19 protein-coding genes are annotated in these 20,821 nt (G+C 59.9%); 6 read left to right on the top strand and 13 right to left on the bottom strand.

Going from position 1 to position 20,821, the window contains the following annotated elements; translation table 11 throughout:
- Window positions 1–3 precede the first annotated feature (3 nt).
- From K3752_RS12470 to K3752_RS12435, 8 genes are all read right to left on the bottom strand, one after another.
- Window positions 4–987 carry a type II secretion system F family protein gene (locus tag K3752_RS12470; RefSeq protein WP_260063393.1) on the bottom strand — a complete coding sequence of 328 codons (984 nt, stop codon included), beginning with the start codon at window positions 985–987 and terminating at the stop codon, window positions 4–6.
- 10 nt (window positions 988–997) lie between these two features.
- Entirely contained in the window at window positions 998–1,966 is a 969-nt protein-coding gene (locus tag K3752_RS12465) for a type II secretion system F family protein (protein ID WP_170362931.1), read from the bottom strand.
- An 11-nt stretch (window positions 1,967–1,977) separates the two neighbouring features.
- Window positions 1,978–3,429: a CpaF family protein gene (locus tag K3752_RS12460; RefSeq protein ID WP_170582870.1), complete on the bottom strand. Its 1,452-nt coding sequence runs from the start codon at window positions 3,427–3,429 to the stop codon at window positions 1,978–1,980.
- Window positions 3,430–3,456: 27 nt separating this feature from the next.
- On the bottom strand, window positions 3,457–4,692 hold the full coding sequence (locus K3752_RS12455) for an AAA family ATPase (protein WP_093962757.1): 1,236 nt from the start codon (window positions 4,690–4,692) through the stop codon (window positions 3,457–3,459).
- Between the two features lie 197 nt (window positions 4,693–4,889).
- Entirely contained in the window at window positions 4,890–5,519 is a 630-nt protein-coding gene (locus K3752_RS12450; protein ID WP_170458305.1) for an OmpA family protein, read from the bottom strand.
- A gap of 16 nt (window positions 5,520–5,535) precedes the next feature.
- Window positions 5,536–6,942, bottom strand: coding sequence for a type II and III secretion system protein family protein (locus K3752_RS12445; protein ID WP_170458307.1), 1,407 nt, complete (start codon window positions 6,940–6,942; stop codon window positions 5,536–5,538).
- Window positions 6,943–7,138: 196 nt separating this feature from the next.
- Window positions 7,139–8,020, bottom strand: coding sequence for a Flp pilus assembly protein CpaB (gene cpaB, locus K3752_RS12440; protein WP_260063392.1), 882 nt, complete (start codon window positions 8,018–8,020; stop codon window positions 7,139–7,141).
- A gap of 486 nt (window positions 8,021–8,506) precedes the next feature.
- Window positions 8,507–8,734, bottom strand: coding sequence for a Flp family type IVb pilin (locus K3752_RS12435; RefSeq protein ID WP_222457059.1), 228 nt, complete (start codon window positions 8,732–8,734; stop codon window positions 8,507–8,509).
- Window positions 8,735–9,072: 338 nt separating this feature from the next.
- Here K3752_RS12435 and K3752_RS12430 point away from each other — a divergent pair, with 338 nt between their 5' ends.
- A complete protein-coding gene (locus K3752_RS12430; RefSeq protein ID WP_254430689.1) occupies window positions 9,073–9,954 on the top strand; it encodes a lytic transglycosylase domain-containing protein in 882 nt (293 codons plus the stop codon).
- 50 nt (window positions 9,955–10,004) lie between these two features.
- Here the strand turns inward: K3752_RS12430 and K3752_RS12425 are convergent, their stop codons facing one another.
- From K3752_RS12425 to tldD, 5 genes are all read right to left on the bottom strand, one after another.
- The gene (locus tag K3752_RS12425; protein WP_260063391.1) at window positions 10,005–10,631 is read right to left on the bottom strand and encodes a CoA transferase subunit B; all 627 of its coding nucleotides are present in this window, start codon (window positions 10,629–10,631) and stop codon (window positions 10,005–10,007) included.
- A complete protein-coding gene (locus tag K3752_RS12420) occupies window positions 10,631–11,335 on the bottom strand; it encodes a CoA transferase subunit A (protein ID WP_260063390.1) in 705 nt (234 codons plus the stop codon). Before K3752_RS12420 ends, K3752_RS12425 begins: the two co-directional genes overlap by 1 nt.
- 114 nt (window positions 11,336–11,449) lie before the next feature.
- Complete coding sequence (topA, locus tag K3752_RS12415) at window positions 11,450–14,065, bottom strand: type I DNA topoisomerase (protein WP_260063389.1); 2,616 nt, start codon at window positions 14,063–14,065, stop codon at window positions 11,450–11,452.
- 149 nt (window positions 14,066–14,214) lie between these two features.
- Window positions 14,215–15,345 carry a DNA-processing protein DprA gene (gene dprA, locus K3752_RS12410; RefSeq protein ID WP_260063388.1) on the bottom strand — a complete coding sequence of 377 codons (1,131 nt, stop codon included), beginning with the start codon at window positions 15,343–15,345 and terminating at the stop codon, window positions 14,215–14,217.
- 227 nt (window positions 15,346–15,572) lie between these two features.
- A complete protein-coding gene (tldD, locus tag K3752_RS12405; protein WP_170358198.1) occupies window positions 15,573–16,994 on the bottom strand; it encodes a metalloprotease TldD in 1,422 nt (473 codons plus the stop codon).
- 176 nt (window positions 16,995–17,170) lie between these two features.
- Between tldD and coxB the strand changes: the two genes are divergently transcribed.
- From coxB to K3752_RS12380, 5 genes are all read left to right on the top strand, one after another.
- Complete coding sequence (coxB, locus tag K3752_RS12400; RefSeq protein WP_170337536.1) at window positions 17,171–18,082, top strand: cytochrome c oxidase subunit II; 912 nt, start codon at window positions 17,171–17,173, stop codon at window positions 18,080–18,082.
- A gap of 82 nt (window positions 18,083–18,164) precedes the next feature.
- The gene (gene cyoE, locus K3752_RS12395; protein ID WP_170337929.1) at window positions 18,165–19,121 is read left to right on the top strand and encodes a heme o synthase; all 957 of its coding nucleotides are present in this window, start codon (window positions 18,165–18,167) and stop codon (window positions 19,119–19,121) included.
- A complete protein-coding gene (locus tag K3752_RS12390) occupies window positions 19,118–19,279 on the top strand; it encodes a hypothetical protein (RefSeq protein ID WP_170337538.1) in 162 nt (53 codons plus the stop codon). Before cyoE ends, K3752_RS12390 begins: the two co-directional genes overlap by 4 nt.
- A complete protein-coding gene (locus tag K3752_RS12385) occupies window positions 19,279–19,854 on the top strand; it encodes a cytochrome c oxidase assembly protein (RefSeq protein WP_093962748.1) in 576 nt (191 codons plus the stop codon). The genes K3752_RS12390 and K3752_RS12385 overlap by 1 nt, the downstream gene beginning before the upstream one ends.
- Before the next feature lie 22 nt (window positions 19,855–19,876).
- The gene (locus K3752_RS12380; protein ID WP_093962747.1) at window positions 19,877–20,692 is read left to right on the top strand and encodes a cytochrome c oxidase subunit 3; all 816 of its coding nucleotides are present in this window, start codon (window positions 19,877–19,879) and stop codon (window positions 20,690–20,692) included.
- Window positions 20,693–20,821: the final 129 nt, after the last annotated feature.

Here is a 20,821-nt window from a genome sequence, read left to right as displayed (position 1 = left end):
GGCTTATTGGCCTCTGTTACCGAACTCCATGATGCCTTTTGCCGAGGGACCGACAAGAATGATCAGCAGCGGCGGCACCGTCAGCATCATTGTGGCAAGGGTCATTTTCGTTGGCAACTTGTTCGCGGCTTCTTCGGCGCGCATGACGCGTTTGTCGCGCATCTCGCCGGCATAAACCCGCAGGGCGTCGGCGATCGACGTACCGAATGTGGCCGATTGGATCATCACCGTCACGAAAGAGCTCACATCCTGGACACCGCACCGTGTGCCGAAGTCGCGTAGAACCTGGTCTTTATCTTTGCCGGCCTTCATTTCATAGGCCACAATCTCGAACTCTTGGGCAATATCGGGGTAGGAGGCTTTCATCTCAGAGGCCACGCGCACGATCGCCTGGTCCAGGGATTGACCGGCTTCCACGCAGACTAGCATCAAATCGAGCGTATCTGGAAACCCAGCGGTGATGTTCTCCTTGCGCTCTTCGACCCGGCGCGTGATCCAGTATTTGGGGATGAAGTAGCCTATAGCGCCCGGCACCAAGACGCGGATCGCCATCTGTTGACCGGACAGCTCCTGTCCGTTCGAAAACATCGTCACCAGGAGAACACCCAAAACGATCCCGGTGATCCCCAACGCAAATTGAGCAAAGTGGAAGAACCGAACGGAGTCTTTCGAGCGGTAACCGGCCTGGCGCAGCTTGAGCTCCATGGCCGAGTATTCTTCTTCATCTTTCGGCTCGAGGAAGGTCGCGAACTTTTCAAGCTGTTCGTTCCGGCCGGAGTTGCGCAACTGATCCTTCTTGCCGCGCTTTTCCTTTTTGGGTGCAGCATTTGCACGCTGCAGCTTCTTCAAGGGATCTTCGGGCTGGTTCAAAAGGATCGGAATGGTCACCAGAACCATGAACAATCCCAGCACGCCTACGACGATCAGCGGGCCGAACTCGCCCAATTGATCCGTCAGCATGTCGTTGATTTGGGTCAGAAATTCCATGGTCGTGCCCTCAGACCTTGATGTTGGTGAGAATGCGCATGACGATCAGGTTCAGCGTCAGCATGATCCCCACGACAAAACAGGCAGGAATGAACCATTTGTGGTCCAGAACCGAGTCATAATACCCGGGGTCCTTGACCAGAATGAAAACCAGGCAAAACAGTGGGAACCCCGACAGGAACTTGCCCGACCACTGCGCCTCGGCCGTGATCGCCTTGACCCTGCGGAACAGACGGAACCGTGCGCGGATCACCTTGGCAAGCCCGTCAAGGATCTCAGCCAGGTTGCCGCCGGACTGCTGCTGGATGCCAACGGCGACCGCGAGAAAGCGCAAATCCTGCATGTCCAGACGTTCGGCCATGTCCTTCAACGCCTCGCCCACGTCACGGCCATAGGCGCATTCGTCGGCAATCACGCCGAATTCGGTCGCAAGCGGATCCTGCACCTCGTTCGCGACGATCTGGATCGTCGAAACGAAAGGGTTGCCGACCCGAAGTGAGCGCACCATCAGTTCCACTGCATCGGGCAACTGCTCCTCAAGCATGCCCATCCGCTTCTTGGCCTTGTGATTGACCCAGGCATAGACAGCGCCGACACCGATTGCGATCGACAGAGCCGCACGTAGGATGGTGTCGGTTCTGGTGCCGATGCTCAGGCCCATGAACGCGACCATGGACACCAGCGCCATGATCATGACCAGTTGCCGCGGGCTGAAGGCAATCGCCGCCTTCTGGGCCTTGTCGGCCAACAGCGAGTAGAGCGGAATGCTCTGCGACTTCATGTGCTGCTGCATTTCCTTGCGCAGCTGCTCCAGAACCTGTTCGCGCCCGACGCCTTTGTCGATCATGTCCAGACGGCGATTGACGCGGCTGTTCAGGCTGATGGATTTGCCAAAAGCCACCAGATAGATACCTTCGACCAGCGCCAGAACCCCGACGAAGATCGCGACATAGATGAGCGCCTCGGTTGGCAGTTGCATGCCCTGATCTCCTACATTGTCGTCGGTTCGTAGATCGATGCGGGCAGGTCATACCCCCACAGACGGAACCGTTCGGAATAGTGGCTGCGAACGCCGGTGGCCGTGAAATGACCAATGATCTTATTGTCGGGCGTTAGGCCAACTCGTTGGAATTTAAAGATTTCCTGCATCGAGATTACGTCACCTTCCATTCCCGTGATCTCGGTGATCGAGGTCATGCGGCGCGAACCATCCTGCAGGCGGCTGGCCTGGACGATCAGGTTCACAGCGCTTGCGATCTGGCTGCGCACGGCCTTGATCGGCATTTCGATCCCGGCCATCGCGATCATGTTTTCCAGTCGCGAGATACCGTCGCGGGCCGAGTTGGCGTGGATCGTGGTCATCGAGCCGTCATGGCCAGTGTTCATGGCCTGCAGCATGTCGATCACCTCGGCGCCGCGCGTTTCGCCCACGATGATGCGGTCAGGGCGCATCCGCAGAGCGTTCTTCAGACAGTCGCGCGGGCTGACTTCGCCTTTGCCTTCCACGTTGGGCGGGCGGCTTTCCATCCGGCCCACATGGGTCTGCTGCAGCTGCAGTTCCGCTGTGTCCTCGATGGTCAGAATGCGTTCTGCGTCATCGATGAAGCTGGACAGCGCGTTGAGCGTGGTCGTCTTACCCGAGCCCGTACCACCAGACACGATGATGTTCAGACGAGTGGAGACGGCGGCCTGAAGATACGCGGCCATTTCTTCGGTAAACGCCCCGAAATTGACCAGGTCGTCGATGCCAAGCTTGTCTTTCTTGAATTTCCGGATGGAAACCAGGGACCCGTCCACCGCGATCGGCGGAACCATGGCGTTGAAACGAGACCCGTCGCGCAGACGAGCGTCAACATAGGGGTTGGATTCATCGACCCGTCGACCAACGGCGGACACGATCTTGTCGATGATCCGCATCAGGTGCTTTTCGTCTTTGAACGATACGTCGCTCAATTCGAGCTTGCCGAAGCGTTCAACAAAGATCTGATGCGGGCCGTTGACCAGAATATCGCTGACCGAGTCGTCTTGAAGCAGTGTTTCCAGTGGACCCAGACCGGTGACTTCGTCGTACAATTCCTTGTTCAACTGGGTCCGGTCTTCGCGATTGAGAACGATGTTCTTGGCTTCCAGAACCTCGCCCGCAATCGCGCTGATTTCGGCGCGCAGTTCGGCTTCGGCCGCGTTTTCCAGAGCCGCAAGGTTCAGGTTTTCCAGAAGTTCCCGATGCAGCTCGATCTTGATTTCGCTCAGCCGTTCCTTGCGCTTGCGTTCGCGGTCGTTGCCCTTGGCTTCCGCGGCGGTTTTGGCCACCGGTTTGCGGGCAATCGCGGTGGACGGCGACGGTGCCGCTGCCGGAGCAGCTGGGGCTTCGGCGGCCTTGGGGGCTTGCGCAGGGGTCGCAACCGGCTGCGCACCTGATGGTTTTTTGTAACGTGAGAACACGGCGGTTTCTCCCCCTAATAGCCTTTGTTATGCCGCTTCGGCGCTGTTGCTGCCGAGGCTGTGCAAGGATTGAGCCAGCTTTGCGATTTCGCGGCGAAGAGGGTTTTTGCCGGCCGAGCTGGCCAAAGGCAGACCATGGTCGCCGCTTTGCATGACCGGCTTGCCGCCGTCCGGCAGTTGCAGGTCGATCGAGATTCCCAGGCTTTCACCCATGCGCTTGACGCGGCTTTTACCGCTCAGATCCGTGAACTTGGGTGCGCGGTTCAAAGCAAAGCGAAGTTTGTTGAACGGCAATTCCTCGGCTTGAAGGGCACGTTTCAGACGCAACGCGTTCTGAGCGGACCGCATATCCAGTTCGATCAGAGCAAAATAGACATGCGCAGCCTGCAAAACGGTCTCGGACCAGTGCACCAGCGTTTTCGGCATGTCGACCACGACATAGTCGTAGTGTTTGCGGGCCATGTCGATCACCCGCTGGATGTCTTCGTGCGTGAGAATATCCAGAGGCACCATGTCGGTAGGGGCCGTCAGAACATCCAGCTTCTCGTCGAATGTCTGCAGAGCCTGCCCAAACACTTCGTCGTCCATGGCCACGGTGTCCGACAGCATTTCGAACACGGTTTCACGGCGGGGCAGGTCCAGATAGGTCGAGATGGTGCCGTACTGCAGGTCCAGATCGATCAGGCAGACCTTTGGTGCATCCTTTTGCGATACGGTTGCCAATTCCCAGGCCAAGTTCACGGCCAGAGTCGTTGCACCGACACCACCGGCCAAGCCCTGAACAACAAACAAAGCGCCTTCTTTCGAAGCTCCTGAGGCCAGCGGGACGGAAACCTGTTGCGGAGTCACGACAGGTTCGGGCGCATTCATGCGGTCGATCGCTTCCTGCAGTTCGTTCTCGGGAAGAGGGTAGGGGACGAATTCATCGGCACCCTTGCGCAGCAACTGATGAAGAGCGGCGGGGGTCACGTCCTCGGCAATCAGGACAACTTTGATCTTCTTTTCCTTGGCCTGGGTGATGATCTCACCCATCAAGGTCAGATTATCCTCGTCCTCACCGTCGATCGCCAGGGCCACGAATTGAAGCGACTCAGCTTCGGGCTGGCTGAAAAAGGCCAGAGCCTCGGCAAAGCCAAGGTCACCCCAGCGCTCGCCCAAAGCGGCTTCCATGTCCTCGATCAGCAGGTCGAAGTTCTGGACATCTCGGCTGATGGTACAGGCCAGAATGCCGGTGTCGTCGTTTTGCGGCGTTGCGCTCGTCATTAACACAATCCTCGTCGTGAGAGCGCAGCAAACGTCGATACAATACCAGTCCGTGTTTCAGCTTGCTGTCGCCCTAAGCGGTCAATTCTGGCCGCATGTCACCCAATTGTTCACAATGTTGCGTGGAAGTGGGGCAAGAATTGGGCGCAAAAAAACCAATTGTAGGGAATTGGGCGACGATGCCGCCCAATTTCTGATTATTGTTCGCTGGTGTCGCCGATGGCCGTTTGGCGAAGCAGCTGGCTCTTGAATGTCGCGCTTTGGATGTACTCGCGATACACGACTTCAGCATACTTGCCGTCCAGGATGTTGGGATGGCGATCGACCAGACCCGACACCTCGGTAACGGTGCGGCGGTTGCGGCGATCCCGATTGGGCGTGGCCACCAGTGGCTGCGTTTTTCCATACGAAACAACGGCTTCCAGGCGCGAGCGAGAAATACCCTGTTGCGCGAAGAAGTTGACGACCGCTTGCGCGCGGCGCAGACCCAGACTGTTGTTGTAGGACTGGGATCCGACGGCGTCGGTGTGGCCGTACACGCGGAAACGTGCTTCGGGGAACTGTTTGATCCAGTTCGCCTGATACAACAGAATCTGGCGTGCTGCGGCATCAAGCTGCGCACTGTCGAAAGCAAAGTTGATCTGAGTCGGAACCTCGGCAGCGAATCGCTGCGCCAGGATCTGGCCATAGGTCAACTCGCCATTCATGACCTGGATGTTGTTCAGCGTTGCGTTGCCGAATGCGCCCTGGTCCACTTCATAGCCGGCCTCACGGGTACAGCTGGCGACAGCGACTGTAAGACCCAGTGTGATGATCCACTTCTGCATTGGTCTGTCCTCCCTATCAATCCAGGACGTAGCCGTAGGAATTGCCAAAGTCTTGCTTGGCGACTTCCGATGCGGCTCCATTTCCAGCCCGTTCGGTTCGAGCCGTTCTGCCATTCACGAAAAGGTCGAATTCACTCGGCGGCTTCACCCGGTCGGTCGGCAGCGCCAGGGCTTCGCCACGGGTCGGGGAAACCAGATGCGCGGTGATGATGATCACCAGTTCGCTCTGTTCGCGTTGGTACTCCGCGCTGCGGAACAATGCACCCAGAACAGGTACGTCACCCAACCACGGGATTTGGTTGCTCAGGTCGGTAAAGTCATCCTGAATCAGGCCGGCGATTGCAAAGCTCTCACCATCCCTCAGTTCGACCGTTGTGCTGGTCTGGCGCGTGATGAAGCTGGGCACTGTGTCACCGTTGATGGTGAAATTCGACCCTGGATCAATACTCGATACCGACGCGGCCATCTCAAGGTTGATCAGATCACCGTCGACGACGCGCGGAATGAAGTCGATTTCGACCCCGAAGGCCTTGTATTCAATGGCAACCACACCGTCATCCTGAGGAACGGGAATCGGCACTTCACCCCCGGCGAGGAAGGTTGCCTCCTGCCCGGACAGCGCCGACAGGTTGGGCTCGGCCAGGCTGCGGGCCAGACCTTTCGCTTCCAGCGCTTCCAGCAGCAGCCGGACCTGGGTGGAACCAGCTCCGAAGCCAAACAGGATCGCGCCAGTATTCGACTGAACAGCCGGGATGTTGTTGGCCAACGCGTTGCTTAGGGAGAACTGGTTGTTTAGCGTGTTGATACCACCGGTCGCGTCACCGCCGGCAAAACCAAGCGAGGCGGACAGGTTCTTGGCGACCGACCGGTTCATCTCGGCAAAACGGACCTTCAGCATGACCTGCTGTACGCCGCCGACATTCATCAGGTTCGACACACGCTCGGGCGCATAGCGCTCGGCCAGTTCCAGAGCACGTGCCAGCTTGGCTGCGCTGGAGACCGTGCCCGAGAGAACGATGCCGTCATTGGCGGTCCGCACTTCGATTCGCTCATTCGGCAGAATCTGGCGCAGGCGCTCTTTGAATTCGGTCACATCGGGCGCAACGCGAACGCGGACGTTCGTGATCAGGTTGCCGGCGCCGTCAAACAGTGTCAGCGTCGTCATGCCTGGTGCCTTGCCCAAGACGTAGATTGTGCGGTCCGAAAGCGATGAGATGTCCGCAATGCCTGCATTCGCGATGCTGAGCTCTGCAAACGGCTGTTCGCTTTCAACCACGATGGCGCGGTTCATGGGCACATCCAGCGTTTCCGCCGTGCCCTTTTTGACCACGCGAAGATTTTGGGCCCAGGCGGAATCGCCGACCGGGCTCAGAACTAGGGCCAACCCCAAAAGGGTCGAACCAATCAAGGAACGTATTGTCATGTGACCTGCCTCTCCGATCACCACTCTATTTTTTTGGGTCTTATGCCCTATGGTGACGAACTCTGCGCGAATTCCGGATTTATTGCAATAATCAAGGGTTTCTGGAATTTTCCTTATGTGGACAATGCGCAACAACCCAAACGAAACGAGCCGCGCATTATGCGCGGCTCGGGCATGGTAACGCTCTGAATGGGCGTCAGTTTGTGCAGGGGATCGGGGTCTCGACGATCTGGTCGCCGCGGCGTGTCCGGATGGTGCAGACCTTCTCGACCTCTTTCTTCGGCGCGGGGGCCGCTTCTTCGATTCCCAACAGTTTGCGCTGGTCAACCTCGATCGCACTTGCGATGGTTTCATCCTGAACCCCGACCAAGGCCAGAGACAGGCGCCCGGTGTTTTGCGCCTGCGCCAAGGCCGCGATCTGTTCCGGCGTGGCGGCAACGGTGACGGTCCGGGCAATGGTCGTGCCGGTGACATCCGATCCTGCCGTCTGATCGACGGCGATCAACTCGATATTGGTCTGGATCAAGCGGGTGATTTCCCCATTGGCCCCTTCGACCGCGCCACGTAAAGATCCCGTCCAGTATACATCAACAACATCGCCAGGGCGGAGAAACCCCGAAACGCCCGAGGCCACGTCGACGCTAATGGCGAATGCTCGCATGCCCTTCTCAAGCCGCGAAGTCAGCCCGGCGACTTCGCCCGGTTGGGTGATTTTGGCCTCCATGATGGCCTCGTCTTTTTCCATGGTGCGCAAAACAAAACGTTCGTTGTTTCCGTTCTCCGGAAAAAGTGCCGTCATGTCAGTAAAGGTGCCTGCCGGAATGGCATTCTCCGGCCACTCGACAACACGAACATCTTGCGGAGTAAGCCGCTCACCGTATTTCAGCGGACGTTCAGAGACGATAACGCCGACGGTCGGAACGACATCGACCTTGGCGTTGGCAAGGGCCTCTTCGGCCAGCTGCCGTTCACGCGCCAAGGCGCTCTGATACTCGGCAATATAGTTGCGGGCCATATACACCGCGCCGCCGGCCAGGGCGACCCCGACGATCAGGACAAGACCAAATACAGCTCGCATGCACATACCTCATTATTGCTCTGCTTCGACCAATACTGGCCTATGCCGGACATTGAAACAGCATATGTGCTAATTGAGAATTGTGTCGAAATGTGGGACAAATATGTTTTTTGCTCGCCATATTTGTCTTTAGGCGCCTCGTGATGTTTAGAGTGGGTGATTTGCTCGAAGATGTGAATACTCGAGACTAACTTACACCAGTAACGTAAACTATCGCACCCATTGCGTGCCCGAAAGCTCAACCTCGATGCAAGTTCGAGGCTGAGTTGCTTGCTTGCGCAGATTGATAGGCAAAAAAAGCGGGGCTTAGTTTCCGCCGGCTGACACTATGCTAACGGCCACACCGGTCATTGTGTCGTCCACATTTCCGGCCAAATCATCGACCCCATCTTGGATCAGCGTGGTTGCTTGTCACCAAGCTTGCTCCGGAATAAAGAAAGCCGCGCCAAATTTGGCGCGGCTGGTACCATCATATTCGACGGCGACTTATTCGCTGGGCGCGGCCGTGCCCGTGCCCAAACCGCCTGCGTCACCATGGGTCACGGTTGCGGACGACAGCGAGGTGTTCACGTTGTCTGCCAAGCCTTGAGCACCGCCCGAGATACCATTGTAAGCAACGGCTGCCAGGCCAACAACGGCTGCGGTCAGAACGACCCAGTCAACAGTTACGGCGCCGTCTTCATCTTTGCGGAAGTTCTTGATGAACTTGATCATGTTACGTCCCTCCTAAAGGATCAAAAAGTCAATAAAACCTCGGGGTCTTTCAGAGCTTCATCTCTCAGTCGGCTCATGACCGTCTCGGTATGGCACTATGTTTGCCTCTCGTGCGTGGCAGGAATTGGGCCAAACAACGAATTTTTTGCCTCAGGCTTAACTTTTTGGTCATTAATCTGGTAACACATTGAAATAAAAAATAAAAAATTCTCCACGCCAACCTGCCACGCGGTTTCGGCGGTGCAAAATTGCGCCAAATGAGGCAAAACCGCCCCAATTCGCTTTGTTTTTCTGGCCTTGCGGGAAGATTCGCGTATCAAATCAACTCAAAAGAACAGATGAGGCAGGCAGAAATGATTTTCCGGGACGCACTGACATGCGCCGGCGTTTTGGCGTTGCTGGTTGCCGTGGCGGCTCCGGCACCTGCTGCGGATATCGAGCCACGCGGCGTTTACAAACGGATCAAGGCTCCCAAAGCGGGGGAACGCCCGCGAGTGACGGTACAGATCAGTCCGCAAGAACACGCATCAGCACCTTCAGCGCCCAGCACGGGCCCCGATTTGGTCGTGCCCGATATCATAGCCCGGACCAAAGTCCCTCCGGCGGCCTTTCCGGACATAATGAAGAAGAAGACCCCCGAGGGCGCGTACAAGGCGTTCTGGGAAAAGGTATCGCCGGATATGACCCGAGCCGGCCCCGGCCGCCTTGACGAAGCCCTGCAGGCTTTGGCGGCGACCCAGATTTCATCTCCGCGGCTGCAGAACCTTCAGAAGATCGTCGAGCAGCGCGGGGTCGATATTCTCCGTACGACTGTAGGAACAAAAGTGTCGCCAGCGCTGGTCCTTGCGGTCATGTCCGTTGAATCAGGCGGTCGCCCCACTGCCGTCAGCTCGGCCGGAGCACAGGGTTTGATGCAACTGATGCCTGCCACGGCCAAGCGGTTCGGCGTGACCGACAGCATGTTGCCGGAACAGAATATCGCCGGCGGCGTGAAATACCTGGATTGGCTGATGGGAGAGTTCAACGACGACCCGATTCTCGTGCTGGCGGGATACAACGCCGGTGAAGGCGCGGTGCGAAAGCACAATGGCGTTCCGCCTTATGCTGAAACGCGCGACTATGTCCCCAAGGTTCTCGCTGCCTTCCAGGTGGCCCGAGCGTTGTGTGCCACTCCGCCGATGCTGATTTCCGACGGGTGCGTCTTTCAGTCCATGAATTAAAAAAGGCCCGCCGATTGGCGGGCCTTTCGGTTTCTCTGTTTGCTCAGAAGTCAGCCGACGATGGTCGCCTCGGTCGCCGCGCGCATGTCTTCTTCGGTGACGCCATCCGCCAGTTCGACGATCTTCAACCCGCCTTCGACCACGTCCAGCACGCCAAGGTTCGTGATGATGCGGTCAACCACGCCCTTGCCGGTCAGCGGCAGGGTGCATTCCTTCAGCACCTTGCTGTCGCCGTGCTTGTTGGTGTGGTCCATCACCACGATGACCCTTCCGACGCCGGCCACCAGGTCCATCGCGCCGCCCATGCCCTTGACCAGCTTGCCCGGGATCATCCAGTTGGCCAGATCGCCTTTCTCGTCGACCTCCATCGCGCCCAAAATCGCCGCCGCGATCTTGCCGCCGCGGATCATGGCAAAGGACGTGGCGCTGTCGAAATAGGCGGTGCGGGGCAGTTCGGTGATGGTCTGCTTGCCGGCGTTGATCAGGTCGGGGTCCTCTTCGCCATCATAGGGGAAGGGGCCCATGCCCAGCATGCCATTTTCCGACTGCAGGGTGATATCCTTGTCGCCCACATAGTTCGCCACCAGCGTCGGAATCCCGATGCCGAGGTTCACATACATGCCGTCTTCCAGTTCCTCGGCCGCACGCGCGGCCATCTGATTGCGGTCCCAGGGCATTACGCTTCCTCCTTCTTGCGGGTGGTGCGCTGTTCGATGCGCTTCTCGTGCTGACCTTGAATGACCCGGTGCACATAGATGCCGGGCAGGTGGATGCAGTCGGGATCCAGCGAACCGCGCGGCACGATCTCTTCCACCTCGGCCACGCAGATCTTGCCGCAGGTCGCCGCCGGCACGTTGAAGTTGCGGGCGGTCTTGCGGAACACCAGGTTGCCGGTGTCGTCGGCCTTCCATGCCTTGACGATGGCCAGATCGGCAAAGATCCCTTCCTCGAGGATGTAGGTCTCGCCGTTGAACTCCTTGTGCTCTTTGCCCTCGGCGATCACGGTGCCGACGCCGGTCTTGGTGTAGAAGCCCGGGATGCCCGCGCCGCCGGCGCGCATGCGCTCGGCCAGGGTGCCTTGCGGGGTGAATTCCAGATCAAGCTCGCCCGACAGGTACTGGCGCATGAACTCGGCGTTCTCGCCGACATACGAGCTGATCATCTTCTTGACCTGCCGCGTCTGCAGCAGGATGCCGATGCCGAAATCGTCGACGCCTGCGTTGTTCGAGGCAAAGGTCAGATCCTTCACGCCAGATTCCTTGATCGCCTGCAGCAGCAATTCGGGAATGCCGCACAGGCCGAACCCGCCGGCCGCGATCAGCATGCCATCCCGAAGTATCCCATCGAGGGCCTCGGTGGCATTGGCATAGACTTTCTTCATGGAAAACTCCCCCAATGACATGGTGATGGGCAGGTTGTGCCGCCACGTCATTGGGAAGTCAATGAAACCTGCGGGCAGGTGGTATTTCTACCTAACCGCCCGCGGGGGCCGGGATCAGCCGGCTTTCTTCTTGGTGGCTTTCTTCTTGGGCGCGGCCTTTTTGCGGGTGCCTTTCTTGGCCGCCTTCTCATTGACAAGTTCCACCGCCATTTCGGGCGTCACGTCCTCGGGCTTGATGTCCTTTGGCAGGGTCGCGTTGATCTTTTCCCACTTCACATAAGGCCCATAGCGCCCGTCCAGAACCTGGATCGCGCCGCCGTCGGGATGCTCGCCCAGTTCCTTCAGCGGTTTGGCCGCATCCCGTCCGCGCCGCCCGGGATTGGCGCGTTTTTCCGCCAACAGTTCGACGGCGCGGTTCATGCCGATCTCGAACACGTCGTTGGGATCCTTGAGGTTGGCATAGACCGGCTTTGCCTCATCCGGCAGCTGATGCATGATATAGGGACCGAAGCGCCCGAAATTGGCGCTGATCATACCGCCCTCGGGGTGTTCGCCAATCTCGCGCGGCAGACTCAGAAGGGTCAGCGCCTTCTCAAGGTCCATGTCATCCTTGCTCCAACCCTTGGGCAAAGAGGCGCGCGGCGGTTTCTTGTTCTCGGGCGTGGCTTCGCCGCGCTGGACATAGGGGCCGAAGCGTCCGGATTTCAGCCAGATCTCATCCTCGCCATCCATGCCCAGCATGCGTTCCTCGCCCTCGGCGCCTTCACCGGCGATGGGGCGGGTATAGGTGCATTCGGGATAGTTCCCGCAGCCCACGAATCCGCCGGTCCGCGAGGTTTTCAGGTGCAGCCGTCCGACCCCGCATTTGGGGCAGATGCGCGGATCCGAGCCATCCTCGCGCGGGGGGTACAACTGCGGGGCCAGTGCCTCGTCCAGTTTGTCGAGCACTTCCGAAATCCGCAGCTCTGACGTCTCGGCGATCGCGGCCGAGAAATCGCGCCAGAACTTGGAAAGCAGGTCCTTGTAGTCGCGGGCGCCGGCGCTCACCTCGTCCAGCTGCTCTTCGAGGTTGGCAGTGAATTCGTATCCCACATACTGGCGGAAGAAATTCAGCAGGAAGATCGTGACGATCCGGCCCTTTTCCTCGGGGATCAGGCGGTTCTTGTCCTTGCGGACGTAACCGCGGTCCTGAATCGTGGTGACGATCGAGGCATAGGTCGAGGGTCGCCCGATGCCCAGCTCCTCCATCCGTTTGACCAGGGTCGCCTCGGTATAGCGCGGCGGCGGCTGGGTGTGGTGTTGCAGCGCCAGAACCGCCTGGTTGTCCGACAGGATGGCCTTCTTGTCCGCGCCGTCGGCGGTGGCCTTGTCAAACTGATCCTTCAGCGTGGTCTTGGCAAAGCGCGCCGGATCACCCTGCATGATCTGGGGCAGGCGCTTGTCATCCTCGTCCTCGACATCGTCGCGGCCTTCCTCGTAGACGCGCATGAAGCCGTCGAACAGCACGACCTGACCGGTGGCGCGCAGGCCCACCTGACCGTCATCGCTGCCGATTTCGACGGTGGTGCGTTCCAGCCGCGCGGCAGCCATCTGGCAGGCGATCGTACGTTTCCAGATCAGATCGTACAGCTTGCGCTGATCGTCATCCGACAGTTTCAGGGCGGCCGCATCCTTGGTCATGTCCGTGGGCCGGATGCATTCGTGCGCTTCCTGCGCGTTCTTGGCCTTGTTCTTGTACATGCGTGGGCTGTCCGGCACGTATTCGGCACCGAACCGGTCCTTGATCGCGTCCCGCGTGGCGGCGACCGCCTCGGGTGCCATGTCGATGCCGTCAGTTCGCATATAGGTAATGTGTCCGGCCTCGTACAAGCGCTGGGCCACCTGCATCGCGTGGCGGGCGCCCATTCCGAATTTGCGGCTGGCTTCCTGCTGCAGGGTCGAAGTCATGAACGGCGCGCTGGGGTTGCGCGCGGCTGGCTTCGCTTCGACCGAGGTCACGCTCAGCGCGCGGCTGGTGATGGCCTGCACCGCCAGTTCGGCCTGGGTGGCGTTGGCGATGTCATGCTTGTCCAGCTTCTTGCCGGCCAAGGTGACCAGCCGCGCCTCATAGGTCTGGCCGCGCGGCGTTTCGAACAGCGCCTTGACCGACCAGTATTCTACGGGCTTGAACGCCTCGATCTCCATCTCGCGCTCGACGATCAGGCGCAGGCAGACCGATTGCACGCGTCCGGCCGATTTCGCGCCGGGCAGCTTGCGCCACAGAACCGGCGACAGGTTGAAGCCGACCAGATAATCCAATGCGCGCCGGGCCAGATACGCCTCGACCAGCGGCATGTCCACCTCGCGCGGGTTCTGCATAGCCTTGGTCACCGCATCCTTGGTGATGGCGTTGAACGTCACGCGGCTGACGGCCGTGTCCTTCTTGATCGAGCGGCGTTTGGTCAGCGCCTCCTGCAGGTGCCAACTGATTGCCTCGCCCTCGCGGTCGGGGTCGGTTGCCAGGATCAGCGCGTTGTCGTCCTTGAGCGCGTCGGCGATGGCCTTGACGTGTTTGCGGCTGTCCGTGCCGACCTCCCAAGTCATCGAAAACTCGTGGTCGGGATCCACCGATCCATCCTTCGGAGGAAGGTCGCGAACATGTCCGTAAGAGGCCAAGACCGTGTAGTCGGGGCCAAGGTATTTGTTGATTGTTTTTGCTTTGGCCGGGGATTCTACAACAACTACAGGCATTTAGTTAAAAACCTCGCTCGACGGATTGGGCGCCTTCTATGGCCGTGCAAAATGTGTAGGGCAAGATGGATTTGTCAATGCACAGTCTGAAAGGCCTGAAATCCGGCCTAATTGAGACCGTTTGCCCGGGTTGGAACCACCTCGGCAGATCAGACGGCGAGGCTCAGCAACCCGCCCGGCTGGCGACGGATCAATCCATCCAGCTCCAGATCGATCAAAGCGGGGCCGATCACGCTGGCGGGCGCATCGACATCCCGGATCAACTGGTCCTCGGCCAAAGGCGAAGGCCCCAACCGTTCCAGGATTCGGGCGTGGAGCGTCTCGGGATGAGTGATTGCCTGCGCGGCGGGCGCCGTGTCGGGGGCAGGTTCGGACGCGCTGCGCAGCTGCGGGGGCATGGCGTCGATCACATCCTGCACGCAGCGCACAAGTGTGGCGCCTTCGCGGATCAGAAGATTGCATCCGGCGGCGCGGGCGTCGAACGGATGGCCGGGCACGGCAAGAACCTCGCGTCCCTGGTCCAGTGCGTCGCGCGCCGTTATGAGGCTGCCGGACTTGGCGGCAGCCTCGACGACGACGACGGCCTGAGACAGACCCGATATGATCCGGTTGCGGCGAGGAAAGTGGCGGGCCTGCGGGGTCACGCCCATTGGTTGTTCGGAGATGCGCAGCCCTCTGGTCGCGATGTCGCGCGCCAGTTCCTTGTTTTCCGCCGGATAGATGATGTCGACGCCACCGGCCATGACTGCAACGGTTCCCGTTTGCAGCGTGGCCAGATGCGCGGCGGTGTCGACACCGCGGGCCAGGCCGGAGACGACTACACAGCCACTCTCACCCAGACCCCCTGCCAGAGCCCGCGCCATCCTGGTTCCCAAGGACGAACAGTTGCGGGCACCAACAAGCGAGATCATCGGGCGCTGAAGCACCGAAACGTCGCCTATTGCCCAAAGCAGAGGAGGGGCATCGTTCAGATCGGTCAGTGCCATAGGATAGTCGGCGGCCCCAAGGCACAAAAGCCGCGCTTTGGCGGCTTTTGCGGCCTTGAGTTCCGCCTCGATGACGCCGGGCGGGCATATTTCATACCCTTCAATTCCGGCAGCGCGTGCTAATTCCGGCAACGCGGCCAGCGCATTCTGCGCCGAGCCATGTTCGTGCATCAGGCGCCGGAACGTTGCCGGGCCAACCTTGCGCGAGCGCAACAGGCGAAGCCAGGAAAACCGGTCCTCTTCCGTGGTGGGTGGGAGTGGGGGGTGATTGGAAGAAAGCTGCTCTTCGGTCATCCGTCGCTCCGCCTGATTGCAGAACTGGTTTACGGCGTGACGGGTTAACAGCTTGTGAATCGCAGAAAATTTTAGCGTGTTCCAGTGTGGGTTTCGCGGAATAGGAGCGCAAATATTTGAAAGTAATAACTTTTCTCAGGTTGTCGTTTTCGGTGCGCTACGGTTCATTCCTTTTGGGCCGGCAGCACGGATTAACCATGGTGCCGGCCGCAAGCACACGATTCGCATCAGGCGGCCGATCCTCCGACCGTCAGCCCCTCCATCAGCACCGTAGGCTGACCCACACCCACGGGCACCCACTGACCGTCCTTGCCGCAGGTTCCCATGCCGGGATCCAGGGCCATGTCGTTTCCTAGGCCCCGGATACGTTTCAGCGCTGAAGGACCGTCGCCGATCAGCGTTGCGCCCTTGACCGGCGCGCCGATCTTGCCGTTCACGACCCGGTAGGCCTCGGTGCAGCTGAACACGAATTTGCCGTTGGTGATGTCGACCTGGCCGCCGCCGAAACCCACGGCCCAGATGCCGTCCTTGATCTCGGCCACCAGATCCGCCGGGTTGGCATCGCCGCCCAGCATGATCGTGTTGGTCATGCGTGGCATCGGTTTGTGCGCATAGCTTTGCCGGCGCCCGTTGCCGGTGGGGGACACGCCCATCAGGCGCGCATTCTGCCGGTCCTGCATGTAGCCAGTCAGGATGCCGTCTTCGATCAGCACGGTGCGCGAGCTCGGTGTCCCCTCGTCATCCACGGTGATCGAACCGCGACGATCCGGGATCGTCCCGTCATCCACCACGGTCACGCCCTTGGAGGCGATCCGCTGCCCCATCAGCCCGGCAAAGGCCGAACTCCCCTTGCGGTTAAAGTCTCCTTCCAACCCATGCCCGATGGCCTCGTGCAGCAGGATGCCGGGCCAGCCGGGGCCCAATGCGACTTCCATCACGCCGGCCGGAGCGGCAACGGCGTCAAGGTTGACCAAAGCAATGCGCAGCGCCTCTCGGACCTTGTCCTGCCAATCGGACGGGTCAATCAGGCCGTCCAGACCAACGCGGCCACCACCTCCGGCCGATCCGCTTTCGCGCCGGCCGTTCTGTTCGACGATGACCGACACGTTCAGGCGGGTCATCGGACGAACGTCGCGTACCATGGTGCCATCGGGGCGGAGGATCTCGACCTCTTGCACGGACGCGGCGATCACGGCGCTGACTTGAACCACCCTGGGGTCCAGATCGCGCGCAAATCCGTCGATTTCGCGCAGAGTCTCGACCTTGACCGGGAAGCTGGCGGATTCGATCGGGTCCGCATCCGTATAAAGCTGCTTGTTTGTGCGCCTTGGCGCGTCGGCCAAAGTGCCTCCACCGTCACCAACCGCCAGCCGGGCGGTTTCCGCAGCACGTTTCAGCGAGGGCATTGATACATCGGTCGAGTGGGCATAACCGGCCACATCACCCTGCACGGCACGCAGCCCGAATCCCTCGGATGCATCGTAGGATGCGGTGCGCAGGCGCCCATCGTCAAAGGCAAGTGTTTCGGATTTCCGACGCTCTACAAACAGCTCGCCGTCTTCGGCCCCGGCGGTGGCCGAGCGCAGTACGGCCAGTGCCTCGTCATGCGGCAATGCGGTCTCGAACGGGCGAAACGGGGCTTGAGTCATGGGTTGCGGCCTTTCGCGTTTGATCCAGATCAAAAATAGCGTCTGTTTGACGCAAGCATTTTGCTTTATCTACCTCCCGGAATATGGTTTTTAACGCGGCCAAAGACAACGGGAGAGGTGTGACCGATTCACACCTGTTCGCCAGAGACGCAAAGATCAAACGATCAGGACAGAAAATGAAGAATGCTTTGATGCTTTCGGGGGTGTTCGCAGCCCTCTCCAGCCTTCCCGCCATGGCTCAGGATCTTGAGATCATCGGCAAGCCGGTCGACGGCGGCATGGGCTTCCAGCCGGCGGCCACCAGCCTGGCCGAAGGGATCCACCGCCTTGACGGTATGATTCTGGTTATCATCACCGCGATCTGTCTGCTGGTCGCAGGCCTGCTGGTATACTGCATCGTGCGCTACAACCAGCGTGTAAACCCGACCCCGGCGCGGTTCTCGCACTACACTCCGGTCGAGATCGCCTGGACCATCGGCCCGATCCTGATCCTGGTCTTCATCGGTGCGTTCTCGTTGCCGGTGCTGTTCAAGCAGCAGGAAATCCCCGAGGGTGATGTCGTCATCAAGGTGACCGGCAACCAGTGGTACTGGACCTATGAATATGTCGATCACGACTTTGCGTTCGACAGCTACCTGCTGGGTCACCCGGCCACCCTGGACGAAGGTGCACGCCCCGCCGATGCGGATGTAACCCCGTTCGTTCTGGACGATGCGATGCGTGCCAAGCTGGCCGATGCCGGCTACAGCGAGGATGAGTGGCTGCTGGCCACCGACACCGCAGTCGTGGTTCCCGTCAACAAGGTGGTTGTGATGCAGGTCACGGCGGCCGACGTGATCCACTCATGGACGATCCCGGCGTTTGGCGTCAAACAGGACGGCGTTCCGGGCCGCCTGGCCGAGCTGTGGTTCCAGGCCGACAAGGAAGGCATCTACTTCGGCCAGTGCTCCGAGCTGTGCGGCAAGGACCACGCCTACATGCCAATCACCGTCAAAGTCGTCAGCGAAGAAGCCTATCAGGAATGGCTGCAGGGCGCGTTGGACGAATACGCCGGCCAGCCGGCATCGTTCCAGATCGCCTCGAACTGACGATCCCGGGGCCTGAGGCCCGTTCGAAACCAAGGACAGGCTGCGCGGGTTTCGCGCAGCTTTCGCACCACAAGGACCTGACATGACCGACGCGAGCATCAATGCCAGCACACTTGCCGCACAATCCCGTGCGGACGAGGCCGGCTTTGGCGACTATTTCGCCCTGCTCAAGCCGCGGGTGATGTCGCTTGTCGTATTCACCGCGTTGGTGGGTCTGCTGGCCGCCCCTGTGCCGGTACATCCGTTCGTCGGCTTTTGCGCCATCCTGTTCATTGCCATCGGTGGCGGCGCCTCGGGCGCGCTGAACATGTGGTGGGACGCGGATATCGACAAGGTTATGAAGCGCACCAAGGGCCGTCCGATCCCGTCGGGCAAGGTTGAGCCCGGCGAGGCGATGGCGCTGGGCCTGGCCCTGTCGGGTCTGTCGGTGATCATGCTGGGCTTGGCGACCAACTGGTTCGCGGGCGCGTTTCTGGCCTTTACCATCTTTTTCTATGTCGTGATCTACACGATGTGGCTCAAGCGCCTGACGCCGCAGAACATCGTGATCGGAGGCGCCGCGGGCGCTTTCCCGCCGGTAATCGGCTGGGTTGCCGCGACGGGTTCGATGACGCTCGAGACGTGGCTGATGTTTGCCCTGACCTTCATGTGGACCCCGCCGCATTTCTGGGCGCTGGCGCTGTTCATGCGCTCGGATTATGACGACGCCGGCGTGCCGATGCTGACCGTAACGCATGGACGCCGCGCCACGCGGACCCATATTCTGGTCTATACCGCATTGCTGGCTCTGCTGGCCGTGGGCACGGCGTTCTCGGGCATCGGTGGGCCGATTTACCTCGCTGTTGCCGTGGTGTTGAACGCTCTGTTCCTGCGGGGGGCATGGGCCATCTCGCGCCGCACCGAAGACGACGCGGAGGCGGACAATTTCAAGGTCGAGCGCAGCTTTTTCAAGCTGTCGCTGCTGTACCTGTTCCTGCATTTCGGCGCGATCCTCGCCGAGGCGCTGCTGAAACCCTACGGGTTGGGAGGCTGGTCATGAGCCTGCGCAAAAGCCATGAGCTGCACCAGCGTCGCTTCGGCCGCAACCTGGGTGTCGGGCTGACGTTGGCGGCGTTCATCGTGATCATCTTCGGCCTGACCATCGTCAAGGTCTCGGGCAGCGATTTCGGCGTGCCCAGCGAGGAGGTTCAGAACTGATGGCTTTGAGCGGACCGCAGAAGACCGTTGCACAGACCGTTGGTCTGGTTGTTCTGATGGGCAGCCTGGCCTGGGCGGCCGTGCCGTTCTACGACTGGTTCTGTCGGGTCACCGGGTTCGGGGGCACCACCGGCGTTGCCGAGGCCACGCCCGACGATATCCTCGACCGGGTGGTGACCGTTCGCTTCGACGCCTCCAAGGCCAAGGACATGCCGTGGGAATTCAAACCCGTCGAGCGAGAGATGAAGGTGCGTATCGGTGAGACCGGTCTGGCCTTTTACGAAGCATACAATCCGACCGACAAGCCGGTTGCGGGACAGGCATCGTACAACGTGACGCCCTATTCCGCCGGCGGATACTTCCAGAAGATCGCATGTTTCTGTTTTGAGGAGCAGGTTCTGGAGCCCGGCGAACGCGTCGAGATGCCCGTAACTTTCTTCGTCGACCCCGAAATGGTGGAAGACCCCGAAGCACAGTATGTTCATACGATCACGCTGTCGTATACATTCTATGAAATAGACCTGCCCGAGGGCTATGCCGCCCTGGATGCGCAGGCAGAAACAAACACGAACTAACGCCTGTAGGTGAGGGACGCTGATGGCACACGCAAAAAACCACGATTACCACATTCTGGCACCTTCGATCTGGCCGCTGATCGGCGCGATCGGTGGCTTCGTCATGCTGTTCGGAGCCGTCCTCTGGATGCACGGCATGACCTCCTTCGTGTTCTGGGGTGGTCTTGTGGCGGTTCTCTACACGATGTTTGCCTGGTGGTCCGAGGTCGTGGCCGAAAGCCGCGCGGGTGATCACACCCCGGTGGTCCGGATCGGGCTGCGCTATGGGTTCATCCTGTTCGTCATGTCCGAGGTGATGTTCTTCTTCGCCTGGTTCTGGTCGTTCTTCAAGCATCGCATGTATCCGATGTACGACTATGCCGGCACCGAATACATCCAGCCTGACATCCACGCGGTGGACCCGTTCCACCTGCCGTTGATCAACACTCTGGTTCTGTTGCTGTCGGGCTGTGCGATCACTTGGGCGCACCACGCGCTGGTTCACGACAACGACCGCAAGGCGCTGATTCAGGGTCTCGCGATCGGTATCGTCCTAGGCATCGCCTTCACCTTCCTGCAGGCCTTCGAATACTACGAGCTGCTGGCCCACGAAGGGTGGGAGTTCGGCGGCGATCAGTTCTACTCGAACTTCTTCATGGCAACCGGCTTCCACGGCGCACATGTGATCATCGGCACCATCTTCCTGACGGTCTGTCTGATCCGCGCGCTGCGTGGCGACTTTACCCCGGAGAAACACGTCGGGTTTGAGGCGGCCGCATGGTACTGGCACTTTGTCGACGTTGTCTGGCTGTTCCTGTTCTTCGCAGTCTACATCTGGGGTCAGGCACCGCTGATGTAACGCCCCGCGAGGCTGTCGAATTGCAAAAGCCGCCCCTCGGGGCGGCTTTTTCTCGATCAGGGGCGCAAGGGATTGCGCCCCGTACAATTGCAAGGTTGCATTTCCTTGCGCACAGACCGTAACAAGACG

The sequence above is a fragment of the Ruegeria sp. B32 genome, from assembly GCF_025141855.1.
In the GTDB taxonomy this organism is placed as follows: Bacteria; Pseudomonadota; Alphaproteobacteria; order Rhodobacterales; family Rhodobacteraceae; genus Ruegeria; species Ruegeria arenilitoris.
The sequence above is the reverse complement of the archived record's forward strand: the minus strand, read 5'-3'. Positions and strand labels throughout refer to the sequence as shown.

Excerpts from the sequence above, each read along its gene's own strand:
- K3752_RS12435 (WP_222457059.1), bottom strand. The coding sequence starts at position 8,734 with ATGATCAAGTTCATCAAGAACTTCCGCAAAGATGAAGACGGCGCCGTA.
- cpaB (WP_260063392.1), bottom strand. The coding sequence starts at position 8,020 with ATGCGAGCTGTATTTGGTCTTGTCCTGATCGTCGGGGTCGCCCTGGCC.
- K3752_RS12420 (WP_260063390.1), bottom strand. The coding sequence starts at position 11,335 with ATGAAGAAAGTCTATGCCAATGCCACCGAGGCCCTCGATGGGATACTT.
- dprA (WP_260063388.1), bottom strand. The coding sequence starts at position 15,345 with ATGACCGAAGAGCAGCTTTCTTCCAATCACCCCCCACTCCCACCCACC.
- tldD (WP_170358198.1), bottom strand. The coding sequence starts at position 16,994 with ATGACTCAAGCCCCGTTTCGCCCGTTCGAGACCGCATTGCCGCATGAC.
- K3752_RS12430 (WP_254430689.1), top strand. The coding sequence starts at position 9,073 with ATGAGGCAGGCAGAAATGATTTTCCGGGACGCACTGACATGCGCCGGC.
- K3752_RS12390 (WP_170337538.1), top strand. The coding sequence starts at position 19,118 with ATGAGCCTGCGCAAAAGCCATGAGCTGCACCAGCGTCGCTTCGGCCGC.
- K3752_RS12470 (WP_260063393.1), bottom strand. The coding sequence starts at position 987 with ATGGAATTTCTGACCCAAATCAACGACATGCTGACGGATCAATTGGGC.
- K3752_RS12380 (WP_093962747.1), top strand. The coding sequence starts at position 19,877 with ATGGCACACGCAAAAAACCACGATTACCACATTCTGGCACCTTCGATC.
- K3752_RS12450 (WP_170458305.1), bottom strand. The coding sequence starts at position 5,519 with ATGCAGAAGTGGATCATCACACTGGGTCTTACAGTCGCTGTCGCCAGC.
- K3752_RS12465 (WP_170362931.1), bottom strand. The coding sequence starts at position 1,966 with ATGCAACTGCCAACCGAGGCGCTCATCTATGTCGCGATCTTCGTCGGG.
- K3752_RS12445 (WP_170458307.1), bottom strand. The coding sequence starts at position 6,942 with ATGACAATACGTTCCTTGATTGGTTCGACCCTTTTGGGGTTGGCCCTA.
- K3752_RS12455 (WP_093962757.1), bottom strand. The coding sequence starts at position 4,692 with ATGACGAGCGCAACGCCGCAAAACGACGACACCGGCATTCTGGCCTGT.
- K3752_RS12385 (WP_093962748.1), top strand. The coding sequence starts at position 19,279 with ATGGCTTTGAGCGGACCGCAGAAGACCGTTGCACAGACCGTTGGTCTG.
- K3752_RS12425 (WP_260063391.1), bottom strand. The coding sequence starts at position 10,631 with ATGCCCTGGGACCGCAATCAGATGGCCGCGCGTGCGGCCGAGGAACTG.
- coxB (WP_170337536.1), top strand. The coding sequence starts at position 17,171 with ATGAAGAATGCTTTGATGCTTTCGGGGGTGTTCGCAGCCCTCTCCAGC.
- topA (WP_260063389.1), bottom strand. The coding sequence starts at position 14,065 with ATGCCTGTAGTTGTTGTAGAATCCCCGGCCAAAGCAAAAACAATCAAC.
- cyoE (WP_170337929.1), top strand. The coding sequence starts at position 18,165 with ATGACCGACGCGAGCATCAATGCCAGCACACTTGCCGCACAATCCCGT.